The organism is Elongatibacter sediminis (genome assembly GCF_037892215.1).
Classification (GTDB): Bacteria; Pseudomonadota; Gammaproteobacteria; order Xanthomonadales; family SZUA-36; genus Elongatibacter; species Elongatibacter sediminis.
The window spans coordinates 267186-281077 of record NZ_JAZHOG010000003.1 but is presented as its reverse complement, the minus strand read 5'-3'; the positions used below and the strand labels follow the sequence as shown (position 1 = coordinate 281077).

At 64.4% G+C, this 13892-nt stretch carries 16 protein-coding genes; 5 read left to right on the top strand and 11 right to left on the bottom strand.

Translation table 11 applies throughout. The features are described from left to right. Positions 1–23: 23 nt before the first annotated feature. From V3330_RS06080 to V3330_RS06045, 8 genes are all read right to left on the bottom strand, one after another. A complete protein-coding gene (locus V3330_RS06080) occupies positions 24–707 on the bottom strand; it encodes an RNA polymerase sigma factor (RefSeq protein WP_354694500.1) in 684 nt (227 codons plus the stop codon). Between the two features lie 228 nt (positions 708–935). Beyond that, on the bottom strand, positions 936–1295 hold the full coding sequence (locus tag V3330_RS06075; protein WP_354694499.1) for a Crp/Fnr family transcriptional regulator: 360 nt from the start codon (positions 1293–1295) through the stop codon (positions 936–938). Between the two features lie 15 nt (positions 1296–1310). After that, on the bottom strand, positions 1311–1691 hold the full coding sequence (locus V3330_RS06070; RefSeq protein ID WP_354694498.1) for a cyclic nucleotide-binding domain-containing protein: 381 nt from the start codon (positions 1689–1691) through the stop codon (positions 1311–1313). 124 nt (positions 1692–1815) lie between these two features. Next, positions 1816–3195 (bottom strand): sodium-dependent transporter, encoded by a 1380-nt coding sequence (locus V3330_RS06065; protein WP_354694497.1) that lies wholly within the window; start codon positions 3193–3195, stop codon positions 1816–1818. Between the two features lie 36 nt (positions 3196–3231). Next, entirely contained in the window at positions 3232–4236 is a 1005-nt protein-coding gene (locus tag V3330_RS06060) for an LLM class flavin-dependent oxidoreductase (RefSeq protein ID WP_354694496.1), read from the bottom strand. Positions 4237–4296: 60 nt separating this feature from the next. Further along, positions 4297–4983, bottom strand: a complete 687-nt coding sequence (locus tag V3330_RS06055) for a gamma-glutamyl-gamma-aminobutyrate hydrolase family protein (RefSeq protein WP_354694495.1) — start codon at positions 4981–4983, stop codon at positions 4297–4299. Then, positions 4956–5969 (bottom strand): amidoligase family protein, encoded by a 1014-nt coding sequence (locus V3330_RS06050; RefSeq protein ID WP_354694494.1) that lies wholly within the window; start codon positions 5967–5969, stop codon positions 4956–4958. Before V3330_RS06050 ends, V3330_RS06055 begins: the two co-directional genes overlap by 28 nt. A 142-nt stretch (positions 5970–6111) precedes the next feature. Further along, the gene (locus V3330_RS06045; protein ID WP_354694493.1) at positions 6112–6579 is read right to left on the bottom strand and encodes a CHRD domain-containing protein; all 468 of its coding nucleotides are present in this window, start codon (positions 6577–6579) and stop codon (positions 6112–6114) included. Between the two features lie 213 nt (positions 6580–6792). On the opposite strand from V3330_RS06045, the gene V3330_RS06040 reads away from it, so the two are divergent. The 3 genes from V3330_RS06040 (at position 6793) to V3330_RS06030 (ending at position 8883) form a co-directional block, all read left to right on the top strand. Then, positions 6793–7269 (top strand): DUF4124 domain-containing protein, encoded by a 477-nt coding sequence (locus V3330_RS06040; RefSeq protein WP_354694492.1) that lies wholly within the window; start codon positions 6793–6795, stop codon positions 7267–7269. 3 nt (positions 7270–7272) lie between these two features. After that, positions 7273–8031 (top strand): molybdate ABC transporter substrate-binding protein, encoded by a 759-nt coding sequence (gene modA, locus V3330_RS06035; protein WP_354694491.1) that lies wholly within the window; start codon positions 7273–7275, stop codon positions 8029–8031. A gap of 87 nt (positions 8032–8118) precedes the next feature. Next, positions 8119–8883, top strand: coding sequence for a proteasome-type protease (locus V3330_RS06030; protein WP_354694490.1), 765 nt, complete (start codon positions 8119–8121; stop codon positions 8881–8883). On the opposite strand, the gene V3330_RS06025 is transcribed toward V3330_RS06030, so the two are convergent. Genes V3330_RS06025 through V3330_RS06015 form a run of 3 tightly spaced genes read right to left on the bottom strand, consistent with a single transcriptional unit; the run spans position 8837 to position 12296 of the window. Further along, positions 8837–9880: a zinc-binding metallopeptidase family protein gene (locus V3330_RS06025; protein WP_354694489.1), complete on the bottom strand. Its 1044-nt coding sequence runs from the start codon at positions 9878–9880 to the stop codon at positions 8837–8839. The genes V3330_RS06030 and V3330_RS06025 overlap by 47 nt on opposite strands. Before the next feature lie 43 nt (positions 9881–9923). Then, positions 9924–10847: an alpha-E domain-containing protein gene (locus V3330_RS06020; RefSeq protein ID WP_354694488.1), complete on the bottom strand. Its 924-nt coding sequence runs from the start codon at positions 10845–10847 to the stop codon at positions 9924–9926. Between the two features lie 9 nt (positions 10848–10856). After that, the gene (locus tag V3330_RS06015) at positions 10857–12296 is read right to left on the bottom strand and encodes a circularly permuted type 2 ATP-grasp protein (RefSeq protein WP_354694630.1); all 1440 of its coding nucleotides are present in this window, start codon (positions 12294–12296) and stop codon (positions 10857–10859) included. A 96-nt stretch (positions 12297–12392) separates the two neighbouring features. On the opposite strand from V3330_RS06015, the gene V3330_RS06010 reads away from it, so the two are divergent. Together V3330_RS06010 and V3330_RS06005 are read left to right on the top strand one after the other, a co-directional pair. After that, on the top strand, positions 12393–13367 hold the full coding sequence (locus V3330_RS06010) for a LysR family transcriptional regulator (protein WP_354694487.1): 975 nt from the start codon (positions 12393–12395) through the stop codon (positions 13365–13367). Between the two features lie 92 nt (positions 13368–13459). Next, positions 13460–13888 (top strand): FKBP-type peptidyl-prolyl cis-trans isomerase, encoded by a 429-nt coding sequence (locus V3330_RS06005; protein WP_354694486.1) that lies wholly within the window; start codon positions 13460–13462, stop codon positions 13886–13888. Positions 13889–13892: the final 4 nt, after the last annotated feature.

The window sequence follows — 13892 nt, the reverse complement described above, 5'->3', positions numbered from 1 at the left end:
AACCTCCAGAAAACTTCGAAAACTCAGGACTTGGCAGACAGCCTCTCGAACACGGTGGCGACGATGCGGTCGCAACGAGTTCCGGCAAAGGGAAACGCATCCGCCTTCATCGCAGCGAGTGGCCGACTCAGGCGCAATTGGAGCAGGGAGCGAGCGCGGTGCAGCCGCGACTTGACCGTTCCGGGGGTGATCTCCAGCGATTCCGCCGTTTCGGCCGTGCTCAGCTCTTCGAGCTCGCGCAGAACGAAGATGATGCGAAAATCACGCGGCAGGCGATCCAACTCCCGTTCCAGCAGATGTGAGGCTTCACGGTCGATCTGGATCTGTTCCGGCTCCATCCGGGCCGGCGCCGGCGCTTCATCCGCGAGCCCGGGTTCGTTACTGACCAGGCCCAACCGCGACCGGCGGCGCAGCATGCGCATGGCCTGCCGCGACCCGATCCGTACCAGCCAGGCGCCGAAACCGTCCGGACCCTTGAACTGCGCAAGGTGCTCAAACGCAATCAGATAAGATTCCTGAACCACATCCTCGGCCAATGCGTCATCTTTCAGAATGCTGCGCGCAACCAGGAACAGGCGCCGGTTGTAGCGACGCATCAACAGCTCGAACAACGGCATGTCTCCGTTCAGGACGCGCTGGGCCACCTCGAAATCACTCAAGGCGCTGAATGGCTCCAGGTGAGGTTTGAGAGCGGTTTTCGATGTCATGGATATGCTTTCTCCACCTGCGAATCTTCCGGCTTATACTACCTAGAGGCAACCAGTCGGAAATCGGTTCCCGATTTCTTCCATCCGGGATGAATCAGGCGGAGATCGGGGTCAATCAATGCCCCGGGGGCCGGGTCGCGCCCCTCCAGCGGCCCTGCAACAGATGGCGGGCGTACTTGCGGCGGGAGGAGAAATCCCGCACGAAAGCCGCAGGCGGGCGCAGGCGGCTCAGTCGATCAGATCGAAAGCATTCTTCAACCGGCCGGCCAGAACACCCATTACGTGGCTTGAAAAATCCGGTACGTGACGTAACAGCGCTTCGAAACTGATCTGATCGATCACCGCGAGGCGGCAATCCGTCAGGGTCACCACGGTGGCGCTGCGGATATCCGAATTGATCAGCGCCATTTCGCCAACGATTTCACCCGGCCCCGCGACGGCGAGTTCATGATTCTTCAGAGTGACGCGGACTTGCCCTTCGACGACGACATACATCTCGTTGCCTTCGGCGCCTTCTTCCATCAGCACGGTTCCGGCCGGAAAATCCGCCAGGTCATCTGAATCCTTGAAGGTTTCCAACAGGTCCATGTCCTGGCTCCAGCCTCAGTCGGTCTTGCCGATGTGCGTACTGATGAACGAGTCGACGGAGCGCAGACGATTGGCCAGTGCCGACATGACGTGCAGGGCGAATTCCGGATGCCGGCCGATCATTGACTCGAACCGGTCCCGCTCCAGCCGGGCCAGGCGCACTGGAGTGCGGGCCGTGGCCACCGCGCTGCGATGGGGCGAACCGGAAAGCGCCAGTTCGCCGAGAATGCTGCCTTTACCTTCTTCACACAACGGCTCGCCCCGCAACCGGAGCTCAACCGTTCCATCCAGGACCACGTACACCGCATCGGCCGTGTCGGTATCGCTGAAAATGACCGAATCCGGTTCGAATTCGTGCACATCGTCCCAGTTGGCGAATAGTCGAAGAAAATTCATGGTGATCAGACCTGGTAGCCATAACGGTGGCGGATTCGATCCGCGCTCCGACTTCGTAGTCTAGGGCCTGCGGCAACGTGGGTCCATGCCGACTGGCCGCGGACGTCGATACCACGCCGAACAGTCACAGATTGAAGACGAAAACGGCCGCGAGCGCCGCTGGCGCCAGATACCGGGCCGCCAGGGACCAGGCACGCCTTCCGGCGGCACCTTGCAGGCCGATGCGCTCGACCATGTAGCGGCTTCCCAGCGCCCATCCCGCCAGCAGGGCGATCATCAGCGCATTGACCGGCAGCATCAAGTTGGACACCGAGAATTCGATGATCCCGAACACGGTCCGATCCGCCAGCATTGGCACTCCGCCCAGGGGTTTGAAGTCCTTGAGCAGATTGAATGAAAACACCGTTGTCAAACCCACGGCCCATATGCCGAGTCCAGTCAGCACCGTCGCGCGAAATCGCGGAATGCCGCGGTTTTCGGTCACCCAGGAGACGAACGGTTCCAGCATGGCCAGCGACGACGTGAATGCAGCCATGAACAGCAGCAGGAAGAACAGAATGCCCAATATGGCACCGCCAGGCATGTTGCCCAGGGCGATCGGCAGCGTGACGAACATCAAGCCGGGCCCTTCCGAGGGTTGCAGGCCGGCGGCGAACACAATGGGGAAAATGGCCAGGCCGGCCAACAGCGCGGTCAGGGTATCGACCAGGCCCAGGGTCCAGGCCGCGCCCGGAATGGATACATCCCCGGTCATGTAGGAACCGTAGGTAAGGATCGCACCCGTTCCCACCGATACCGAAAACAGGGCCTGGCCCAGCGCCATCAGCACCACGTTCCCGTCGAGCGCTGAAAAATCCGGTGCGAACAGGAAGCGCCAGCCAGCCGCGCCGTCACCGGCGACCGCGGCGTAGGTGGCCAGGACCAGCAAAAGCACGAACAGCAGCGGCATCATGATCTTGGTGACCCCCTCGATGCCGCGGCGGATGCCTCGTCCAACCACGGCGACGACGGCCGCGAGATAAACCGTGTGCAGTCCGACCAGGGTCAGCGGATCGGCGAGCATGCCTTCGAACATGCCGGTGGCCGATTCCGCGTCCAGCCCCGACAGCCCCAGGCCCAGCGACTTGACCAGGTAGTAAAGCGACCAGCCCGCGATGACGGAATAAAACGTGGTGGCCAGTGGCGGCGCGAGGACACTGAACCAGCCGATGCCCATCCAGATGCGGCTGCACCCGCGTTCACGGCACACCGCCGACAGGGTGGCCACGGGATTGCTGGCACCGCGCCGGGCGAGCGCCAGTTCAGCCATGATCAGGGGCACGCCGATAACGAGGATGAAGCCGAGGTAAACCAGCACGAAGGCACCGCCCCCGTTCTCGCCGGCAATGTACGGAAAACGCCACAGATTGCCCAGCCCCACGGACGCCCCCGTGATCGCCAGCAGAAAAACCAGGCGCGACGACCAGTGCTCGCGCGCCGAGGCCCCCTCCGGTGAATCAGTCACGGCCACAACTCCGGCCCCGGTGCGCGCATGCGCCGCTCATGTCGAACTCCTGAAATAGGGAATGACCTGCTCGCCCATCAGGCGGATGGCCTCGGCCGGGTCGGGACCCAGCGGGCCACCGAGGTTGACGTGCGTCACACCCAGTTCCGCCAATCGCTCGATCTGCCCGATCACCTGCCGTGGCGTTCCGGCCAGCGCCAGGCGGCACATGTCGTCGGTGACCAGCGCCTCCGCTCCGGCGTAATCACCGGCATCGATATGCGTCTTGATCGGCGCGAAGTCCGCCGGCGTGAGGCCGATGGTGGCGAGCGCCGGCGCTTCCAGGCCCCAGCCGAAGTACGACACCATGCGGCGCAACACGTCGGTGGGCGCGGACGGATCCGCCGCCAGCGACAGCCAGGCGCAGCCGGAAATATCCACTTCCGCCGGATCACGTCCGGCCGCCACTGCGCCCCCCGTGATGGCCGGAACCATGTAGGCCGCCGACTCGGGCGGTGTGATCATCGGCAGGCTGCCGTCGCCGATCGCGCCGCTCAGGGCCAGGTAATCGGGCCCGAAGGCGCACACGTAGATCGGCACTTCCCTGCGTACCGGCTCGAGGCGCAGGTAACACTGGTCGGTCCATTGGAAGATTTCACCCTGGTAGTCGACCACTTCCCCCCGCAGCAGGGCGCGGATGATTTCGGTCGCCTCGCGCGTTGCGGCGACGGACTCGCTGGCGTCAACGCCGGTCCATTCCACCATCTCGTGCGTGTGCAGGCCCAGTCCCAGCACGGCGCGGCCGCCGGACAGTTCGTCCAGGGATGCGATGTAAGTCGCGATTTCCGCGGGGTTGGTGGTGAACGGATTGGTGCCGACACTGCCGAGCCGGATGCGCGAGGTCGCGACCGCCGCCGCGCTGGTCAGCACCCAGGTGTTGTGCATGAAGGTGTCGTGCGGATACCAGGCGAAATCGAATCCCGCCTGCTCCGCCAGCACGGTCAACTCCACCCGCCGCCGCACGCTGCCCAGATAGTCAATGAGTCGAATGCCGAATTTCATGGAGACCCGCCGATTCCCGTAGCCAATTTTCAGGGTCGTACAGCATGCCGCAGCCGGCGGTCAGACACCAGATCCGCCGGCGGCCCTTACCAACGCACGGAAGACCCGGCGGTGCGCGCCCAGGTACAGCAGGAATTCGGGATGCCACTGTACGCCGACCCGGAAGGGATGCCCGGCATCTTCGACCGCCTGCACGATGTCGTCCAGATCGGTTCCGCTGACTCGCAATCCGGCGCCCAGGCGGTCGATGGCCTGGTTGTGCAGGCTGTTGATCTTCATGGTGTCCCGGGCGGTAATCCGGTGCAGCAGGGTATCCCGGCGCAGGCACAGGGTTTTGAGCGGCAGAAGCGTGCGGCGGTGCGAGGTGGAACGTCGGCGCTTGCGCAGGTCCTGAAACAGGCTGCCGCCCAGGTGCACGTTGAGTAACTGGGCGCCACGGCAAATGCCCAATATGGGAATCCCGCGCTCCAGGCCGCGGTCGATCATGGCGCCTTCGAACCGGTCCCGTTCCGGGTCGTAATTGCCCTGCACTTCGGCCTCGGCCTTGTACAGAACGGGTTCCACGTCGTGCCCGCCGCTGATGACCAGCCCATCCAGGCGGTGATCCGCGAATGCATCGCCCGGACGCAGCTGCACCGCACGCCCGCCGGCCAGCCAGACACCCACCTGAATGCAGGCGCGCGGGCCGATGGAACCGCTGCGCGGCCCGGTGATTCCGATCACTGGCCGGCGGAGTTTTTCAGCCACTGCTCACACTCTCCGGCCCAGTCCGCCAGCATCCCGCCCAGGGGCTGTTTCAACAGTTCGTGATAGGCCCCGCAGATGTCATCCAGCCGCTTCCGGTCGCAGGCCAGTCGTTCGACCTCCAGCCAGTCTCCCCACGCCACGAAAACACCCCAGTCCGCACGACCCAGTTCGCTGTTGGGCAGGCGATAGTGCAGGGTCGGCCGCGCTTTGATCCGGCTGTCCTCGACGGCGGCGCGCACGCGGTCCTCATCCAGGTGGGCGAACAGCGGCAGCATGTCCAGGGCCCGGTTGCGGGTGGGGTTGTCCCGCAGGTAGTCGTCCATCAGCGCCGCCAGGTCCGGCCGGTACCCGGGATTCACCACCCGGCGTACGTAATCGGCCGGGAATGGCTTTGCAAAGCCCGTCAGTTTGCGGGTCGCATCAACCTGGGAACGCGACTTCAGCCAGTCGTACAGGCACAGGAAAGCCTTCAGGTAGCGGGTGACGGTATCGGCGTCGAGTGCCGGAAGTTCGGGGTTGAACTGCAGACCGAACGCATAGGCTGGATTCGCGCCGGTGCCCTTGGCGCCCGCCTCGCGCAAGGCCCCGGTCAACCGGTCGAACTCCGGCAGTCGCTCCATCGGCAAAGGCGGGCTCACGATTTCCACCGGCACCAGCAGCTCTGAGCCGAAGCGCAGCAGTTCTTCGGCCGCCTCGTCCAGCAGGGGCAATGGCTCATCGCGGGACTCCCGTTCCCGGCCCATCTTTTTCAGCAGCTCCTGGTCGATTTCCACCCGCCAGGTGCCGGCCTCATCGCCCCCGACCTCGTATTCGTAACGGCTGACCGACTGCGCTTCACCGCCCGTGTGTTCAGACACCACCCGGGCGACTTCGGGTACGCCGGGGCCGATCAGCTCGATTTCCACCCCGATGCGGCGCGATGCGCCGTCCACCGTGGTCCGGGCCGGCGGTAACGGATAGCGTGAACGGTCCTGCTTCCGGGTCATGCAATACCTCCTCCGTATGGAATCGATATTGTACGTGCCGGAAAGTGAAGAAAGCGTCGATTGCCGGACGCCGCGGCGTCAGCACACCGCGACGCCCGGTGAACCGCGCACGGCCGCCGAAGTCAACGGCCGGCACAGTCGGTCATTCCACCTGACCGCGAACGACGCCGCTGGGAACTCCGCTGCTGTGTACGTTGATATACACATTGCCATCCAGCATGGATCCGACCAGCCCGGCGATGTCCGCGCCGCAGGCATCGTCGATGATGCTGTCGTCGTTGAGGGTGGCCCGAATCTGAAAATCGCCGTCGTATCCGGGCGTGAACGGCCCGGCCAGAAACGCGACAACGCCGCCGTTGGACCCCGCTGGCGCACAGTGCAGGTGCGCGCCAGCGACGCCGAGCACGTCAGAGCCGTTCCGGATGTCGAGCTTGATGGAAATTTCGGTGAGCAGGCGGTTCACGTGCAGGATGGCAGTGCCGGTGGTATCCGTGACGACCGGCGGCACTTCGCTGTCGCCGGACAACTCGACCCGGAAATTCACGGCGTTGGCGGACCACGCCGGAGCCGCCAGAATCGCCAGCCCGACCGCGATTATCCAATGTTTCATCAGCGCTTCTCCTACCTGATGGACGCACAGGCGTCCGATTAACGGGATGACTCCCCAGTCCGCGCTGATCGTTGTTACGACTTTCTCCAGTATAGGCGGGCCGGTCGGGTTTCGCCGGCCGCCACACGCCGGGCCGGTCCGGCGGCGCAAGATTTTTCCCTGGCGGGCTTTCCTATAATAATGTGACCTGTGGTCGACGAAGGACCTTGCCGGGTGCCAGACATCAGCTTTGAGAAAATCGCCAGAAGCGCCATGACCTTGCTGCTGACAGCCGCTTGCGCTGAGGCCGTGCCGGCGGTCGACGTGTATCGCTGGGTGGATGAAAGCGGCACCGTCCACTTCAGCCAGTGGCGGCCCGAATCCGGCGGGCCCGGTGACACCGTGCAGATTGTCGACGTCGATGAGGGACCCACCCAGGGTGTTGGCGGCGACATTTACCCGGTCGAGGAACTCGCCGCGGCCATCCGGGAACTGCGCACGGAAATGGCGGACGACCGGGCCGACCGGCGCGCCCGCCAGCGTGCTCCGGCGCCGCCAGCCGTGGTGACCCATGCCCAGCCGGTGGGCTACGGTGTCTGGCCCTGGGTTTCGCCGCATGCCGGCCGGCCGCCTTCACCAGGCCCGCAACCACCGAATGAACCCGAACCCGAGCCGACGCCCTCGCTGCCATTCCGCCCGCCCGGAGACTGAATCGTGATTCGCCCCTTCGTAGCCGCCCTCGTGGCGCTTCTGTCCGTTCATGCCGGCAATCTGCGCGCGGCGGAAGTCCTGGTGGCCGTGGCCGCGAACTTCATCGGCGCGGCGGAAGCGCTCCAACCGATGTTCGAGCGCGAAACCGGGCACCGGCTGGTGCTGATCACCGGCTCCACCGGCAAACTCCATGCCCAGATCTCCCACGGTGCGCCTTATGAGGTACTGCTTTCGGCCGACGCGGCGACGCCGGCCCGGCTGGAGACGGAGGGGCAGGGAGTCGCGGGAACGCGATTCACCTACGCCCTCGGCCGGCTGGCGCTGTGGAGCGCCGACCCCGAACGCATCACCGGTGACGGGGGTGCGGTGCTGACCGACCCCACGATCCAGCACATCGCCATCGCCAACCCGGAGCTTGCGCCCTACGGCGCCGCAGCACGCGAAACCCTGCGCTCCCTGGGGCTCTGGGAATCGGTCCAGACCCGCCTCGTTATGGGGGAAAACGTCGGACAGACGCAATCTTTCGTGGCCACCGGGGCGGCCGAAGTGGGTTTCGTCGCTTACTCCGCGGTGCTGACAGACCGGGCCCGCGGCGGTGGCAGCCACTGGGAAGTGCCAGCCAGCCTGTATCAGCCCATCCGGCAGGATGCCATCCTGTTGCGACGCGGTGCCGACAACCCCGCAGCCACGGACTTTCTGGGTTTTCTGGCCTCACCGGCCGCAGTGCAATCGATTCGGGACCATGGCTACGGCGTCGAGTGATTCGACGGTCAGCTTCCCCTGTCATTCGGCGCGTCGATGGGGCATCATGAGCGACGTTTTTCCGTTTCCCTCCAAAGGGGCCAGCACGTGACGTATTGCCTGAGTATCCGGGTCGACCAGGGACTGGTTTTCGCTTCCGATTCACGCACCAATGCGGGAGTCGATCAGGTGAGCACATTCAGCAAGATGCACACCTTCGAAATACCCGGCGAACGCGCTGTGTGCCTGTTGACGGCCGGCAACCTGGCCACCACCCAGGCAGTGGTCCGCCAGATCCGGCGCGATAACGAGGCCGGCACCGGCCGCTGCATGAACACGGTCGCGGACATGGCCGAGGCCGCCGAATACGTCGGCGAACTGAGCCGCGCCGAACAGCGTAAACACGCTTCACGCCAACGCGAAAAATTCAATCCGGAAGCCAGCTTCATCGTCGGCGGTCAGATCGCGGGCCGCCCGCACCAGATCTACCTGGTATACCCGGAAGGCAACTACATCGCCGCGTCGGTTCAGACGCCCTATTTGCAGACTGGCGAACTGAAATACGGCAAACCCATTCTGGACCGGGTGGTCAGCGAAGGCCTGTCACTGGACGTCGGCGCGCGAGCGGCGCTGGTGTCGATGGATTCCACGATGCGCAGCAACGCCACGGTGGGGCCGCCGATCGAACTGCTGCTGTACACGGCCGATTCGCTGCGCTTCGGCAAGCGCCTGGTGCTGCAGGAAGACAATGCCTACCTGCGCGAGCTCAGGACCGCGTGGCAGGAAGGGCTGAAACAGGCCTTCACCAATCTCCCCAGCCTGCCTCTCAGCCGGCCTGCCGTGAAACTTGTCGGGCCACGAGGCGATTCATGAACACCAGTTTCTCCTTAACGGGATCGGTCAAAACGAAGGGATAGGCGTCGTCCGAACCCAGGCTGCGGCCGATTTCATTCAAAGTCACGGCCAGCGCCGCCCAATCCGCGATCCAGCCGGCATCGTCGGCCGACGCATCGACGTCGGCCTGCGGCGTCAAACCGGTCATGCGGGCACTTTCCAGCGCATCGTGGATATGCAGAAAATGGGCGAATGTCTCGGCGAAATCCTCGGCCGGATGCGCCGCCGCGTACGCGCTCACGTAGTGCTCGTGCCAGTCTGCGGGGGGGCCGGAATGGTAGTGCGCCTCGAGTGAGGCCTGGTAATCCTGGCGCTCGTCGCCAAACCGCTTTCGGCAGGCCTCGAGCAAATCCGGATCCGCGGTCAGCAAGCTGAAGTAAAAATGCCCGCTCTCGTGCCGCAGGTGACCCAGCACGGTCCGGTAACGCTCCTGCATCTGTTCACGAACGGCATGACGGGTCGCATCATCGGCTTCGGCGATATTGATCGTGATGGTACCTTCCAGGTGCGCCGTCGCAACGAAGGACTCGTACACTCCCGGATTGCGGCGCCGGTCTTCCATGATGCGGAAGCGCAGACCGCTGCCCCCGCGGCGCACCAGCGGCAGGCCGAGGGAGAACAGGGAATACAGCAAGCGGCGCTTGGCCTCCTCGACCCGCGTCCACAGCTGCAGGTTTCCCGGACCGGACAAGGCGGGAATCATGTCATTCAAGCGACACGAACGGCACAGCCGCTCGGCGGTCCCGTCCGACACCAGCCAATTGCAATTGCCATGCTCGACGTGATTGCCGCAGCGCCACCGGGCCTGCCCCTCGACATCGATGAGCATGGCCGGATTCGCCGCCGGACCGGCAGGAGGCGCCAGCGAACGCATGGTCAGCGCGTCCGAATCGAACCCAAGTTCACGCCCGCAGGTCAGGCAGGCGGTATTCTCGAAAAACACCCGGCTGCCACACTGGCAATAGAATATTTTCATAATCCGCCAGGCTCCCCGGCAGGCTTCCCGAAATGCACGCGGCTCATACCACGCGCATCGGGTTGAGCCAGGTTTCGAAAATGGTCCCGTGCAGCGCCGCCAGATCCACTTGCAGGTCGTCGACGAAGCGATGGACCACTTCGTGATCGATGGCGTCCCGATCGATGCCCTTGAGCCGGTCGCGCACCGGTTTCACCCGGGTGCCTGCGGCCTCGCCGCGCGGCAGGGCCGCCACCGCCTCGTCGAGAACATCGACGCAGAAAGTGACCGACCGGGGAAATTCCCGGTCGTGCAGCAGAAAATCCACGACGTCGGCGCCCTCGACCCGGCGACGCACGTACTGGCGATACATCTGGTAAGCACTCAGCGCACGCAGCACCGCCCGCCACACCGTGTTGTCGTGGTGGCGCAATTCCTCGCGCCCGGTCATCAGGATGGCCGCGGCCACGTCGATCATGCGCGACGTCATGTCGGCACGTTCCAGTGAACGCCCGAGACAGACGAACCGGTGGGCCGGCCCGTGACTCATGGTGCCCTCGAGGATACCGGTGATCTCGTGGCAACGCCGCACGATGTCGCCCGGAATGCGGGACCCCGGACGCTGTGCGCGATCGGAAAGGTGTTCGGCGGCATGCAGATAGAGTTCATTGATGGCGCGCCACGCTTCGCTGGGAACCACATCACGGGTGGTGCGGGTATTTTCACGCGCATGCGCCAGGGAAGCTTTCAGCGCGGCCGGGTTGCGGTCGCTGCTCAACAGAAACTCGAGCGCATCGCCGCCGTCGCCCAGAGACTGGTAACTGTCCTCCATGCCGAGTATGCGCAGCGGCACCGACCAGTCCAGCTGCGCCTCATCCGGCAGATCCAGCAACAACTCGCCATACACGGCGACCAGGCGCGCGGTGTTTTCCACCCGCTCCAGATAGCGGCTCATCCAGTAAACCCGTTCGGCCACCCGCGATAGCATCCCCGTCTCCTACCCCACCACCCAGGTGTCTTTGCTGCCGCCGCCCTGCGATGAGTTCACCACCAGTGAATTACGGCGCAGCGCGACCCGCGTCAGCCCGCCCGGAGTCACGTAGGAATCCGCGCCCTGCAGGATGAACGGCCTGAGGTCGACGTGCCTCGCTTCCAGTTTGCGATTGATGACGGTCGGCACCGTGGACAGGGTAATCACCGGCTGTGCCACGTAGTTGCGCGGCTGTTGCAGGACGAGCTCACGAAACTCGATACGCTCCCGGCGGGTCGACTGCGGCCCCACCAGCATGCCGTAGCCACCGGACTCGTTGGCAGGCTTGACCACCAGTTCCTGCAGATGGTCGATGACGTAGGCCAGGCTGTCGGGGTCGGAACACTGATACGTCGGCACGTTCTGCAGAATCGGCTCTTCACCCAGGTAGAACCGGATCATGTCGGGCACGTAGAGATAGACGACCTTGTCGTCGGCCACCCCGGTACCCGGAGCGTTGGCGATGGCGACATTGCCGGCCCGCCACGCGCGGATCAGACCCGGCACGCCGAGCAGGGACTCCTTTTCGAACACTTCCGGATCCAGGAAGGTTGCATTGATTCGCGAGTAGATCACGTCGACCCGGGTCAATCCTTCGACCGCGCGCATGTAGACGCAATCGTCATCCCCCACCAGCAGGTCGCCACCCTCCACCAGCTCCGCGCCCATGCGCCGGGCCAGGTAGCTGTGCTCGAAATAGGCGGAATTGTAGATACCGGGGGTCAGCACGACGACTTCCGGATCATCACCGGGCCGCGGAGACAGCGAAACCAGCATATTGAACAACTCCGCCGGGTAGTCATCCACGGGAAGAATGTTCTGCCGGTCGAACAGCTCGGGAAAAACGTACTTGGTGATGGAGCGGTTCTCCAGCATGTAGGAAACCCCGGATGGCACCCGCAGATTGTCCTCCAGCACGTAGATCGTTCCGTCCTTGTCACGCACGAGATCGGAACCGCAGATATTGGCCCAGACGCCGTGTGCGGGATTGGCTCCCATGCAGGGCCGCAGAAAATTCTTCGAGGTTTCCAGCAGGTCTCGGGGGAACCGCCCTTCGGCGATCATCCGCTGGTCGTGATACATGTCGTCGATGAACAGGTTGAGCGCTCGCAGCCGTTGTGCCAGGCCGGCCTCGGTCCGCACCCACTCGTCCCGCGGCAGGGCGCGCGGCACGATGTCGAAAGGCCAGGCACGGTCGATGTTCTGCCCTTCGGAATACACCGTGAAGGATATGCCCATTTCGACGATGGCGCTCTCGGCAGCCCGTTGCCGCGCGCGGAGTTCACGCGAACTCATGGCCCCGAGGGTCCGGACCAGTTCGGCCGCGGCCTTCCGCGCAGACCCGTCGGACGCAATCATTTCATCGAACCCGGTTCCGGGATCGTAAGCGGCCCAGTCGATTTGGATGGTTTTTCTCAAAATCTCCCTTGCTGCGGCATCCTGATTACATGGCACTGTCTTCCATACTATCAAGGTTCACGCAAAGTGCAGCCGGACCGGCCGGTGGCTCCATTGATCGAATGGCGCACTTGCCGCATATTGGTTGCCTTTTCCCACGGGGGCGTTGAACTGGAACCACTCAACGACATCGCCGTATTCGTCGAAGTGGTCGACAGCGGCAGTTTCACAGCCGCGGCTGAGCGGCTGGCCCTGTCGCGCCCCGTGGTCAGCAAGTACGTCTCACGGCTCGAGGCGCGCCTGGGCGTGCGCCTGCTGCACCGCACCACGCGGCGCCTGAGCCTGACCGAGGCCGGGCAGCGCTATTACGACCGGTGCCGCGCCGGCCTGACCCGCATCGCCGAAGCGCACGACGAGGTCGCGCAACTCCAGGCCGCACCACGCGGCACGCTGCGGGTTAACGCACCCATGTCGTTCGGCATTCTCCACGTGGCGCCCGCGCTGCCGGAGTTTCTCCGGCAATTTCCCGATGTCGACATCGATTTGGACCTGGAAGACCGCAAGATCGACCTGGTCGAAGAAGGCTACGACGTCGCCATCCGCATCGGCGAATTGCCGGATTCCGCGCTGGTGGCCCGCCGTCTCGGACCGTGCCGTCACGTGGTGTGCGCATCGCCGGCCTACCTGGAACGGCACGGCGTACCCCGCCATCCGGACGACCTGCGCCAGCACCGCGTCATCAGCTTCCGCTACCAGGACTCGGCGCTGGACTGGCTGTTTACCGCACCCGACGGCGAGGAGCACCGCGTACACCTCACCGGACGCCTGCGCTCCAACAACAGCCTCGCGCTGCGCGCGGCCCTGCTGGCCGGCGCCGGCATCAGCCGCACGCCCACCTTCGTCGTCGGCGATGAACTGCGCGCCGGCACCCTGGTTCCGGTGCTAACCGGTTTCCGCACCCTCGAAGTCTCGATCAATGCCGTCTACCCCGTCCGCCGCTACATTCCACCCAAGGTTCGTGCGTTCATCGATTTCATGGCCGAGCGTATCGCCGACCCGCCGTACTGGGATTCGACCTGATTCAGACCCCCGAAAAGCGCCAGGCTCCGCCCCGGCTCGCTCGGCGGCGCGCCTTCTGCTAGGGTGGGTGCCGATTCCAAACGGAGAATGAAATGAGCCAGGCCAAATCGGGTGACACCGTCAAAATCCACTACACGGGAACGCTGACCGACGGCACCGAATTCGACAGTTCCAAGGACCGCGAGCCGCTGGAGTTCGAGCTCGGGTCCGGCCAGGTGATCGCCGGCTTCGACAAGGCCGTAACCGGCATGGAAGTGGGCGACAGCAAATCGGTCACCATCCCGCCCGAGGATGGTTACGGACCGCGTAACGATGAAATGGTCCATGAAGTACCCAAGACCGCCCTCCCCGACGATCTCGACCCGGAAGAAGGCATGGGCCTGCAGGCTCGCGGCCAGGATGGGCAGGTATTCCGGCTGACCGTCATCTCGGTGGGTGACGAATCCGTCACGGTCGACGCCAACCACCCGCTGGCGGGACAGGATCTGAACTTCGACATCGAACTGGTGGCGATCGCCTGAACCC

Coding starts and splice junctions, on each gene's coding strand:
- V3330_RS06080 (WP_354694500.1), bottom strand. CDS start 707: ATGACATCGAAAACCGCTCTCAAACCTCACCTGGAGCCATTCAGCGCC.
- V3330_RS06075 (WP_354694499.1), bottom strand. CDS start 1,295: ATGGACCTGTTGGAAACCTTCAAGGATTCAGATGACCTGGCGGATTTT.
- V3330_RS06070 (WP_354694498.1), bottom strand. CDS start 1,691: ATGAATTTTCTTCGACTATTCGCCAACTGGGACGATGTGCACGAATTC.
- V3330_RS06060 (WP_354694496.1), bottom strand. CDS start 4,236: ATGAAATTCGGCATTCGACTCATTGACTATCTGGGCAGCGTGCGGCGG.
- V3330_RS06050 (WP_354694494.1), bottom strand. CDS start 5,969: ATGACCCGGAAGCAGGACCGTTCACGCTATCCGTTACCGCCGGCCCGG.
- V3330_RS06045 (WP_354694493.1), bottom strand. CDS start 6,579: ATGAAACATTGGATAATCGCGGTCGGGCTGGCGATTCTGGCGGCTCCG.
- V3330_RS06025 (WP_354694489.1), bottom strand. CDS start 9,880: ATGAAAATATTCTATTGCCAGTGTGGCAGCCGGGTGTTTTTCGAGAAT.
- V3330_RS06020 (WP_354694488.1), bottom strand. CDS start 10,847: ATGCTATCGCGGGTGGCCGAACGGGTTTACTGGATGAGCCGCTATCTG.
- V3330_RS06005 (WP_354694486.1), top strand. CDS start 13,460: ATGAGCCAGGCCAAATCGGGTGACACCGTCAAAATCCACTACACGGGA.